1 pseudogene is annotated in these 308 nt (G+C 37.3%); it reads right to left on the bottom strand.

Annotated features, from left to right (window positions below):
- A pseudogene (locus KI356_RS27300) lies at positions 1–308 on the bottom strand (beta-ketoacyl-[acyl-carrier-protein] synthase II); the annotation flags it as partial.

Here is a 308-nt window from a genome sequence, read left to right as displayed (position 1 = left end):
ATGCTTTAAATACTAATACTGCGTTATGACCACCGAATCCTAATGAATTACTTAATACAGCACGTACTTCTTGCTGTCTTGCTTTATTTGGTACATAATCTAAATCACATTCTGGATCTGGTGTTTCATAGTTAATCGTCGGAGGAATCACTCCGTCTGTAATTGATTTAATAGAGAAAATCGCTTCAACAGCACCTGCTGCTCCTAATAAGTGACCTGTCATTGATTTCGTCGAGCTAATCGCTACTTTATATGCATGCTCACCGAAAGCTTCTTTAATTGCCATCGTTTCATACTTTTCATTTGCA

This window comes from Bacillus hominis (genome assembly GCF_018332515.1).
Taxonomy (GTDB): domain Bacteria; phylum Bacillota; class Bacilli; order Bacillales; family Bacillaceae_G; genus Bacillus_A; species Bacillus_A hominis.
This window is presented reverse-complemented; position numbering and strand designations above follow the sequence as displayed.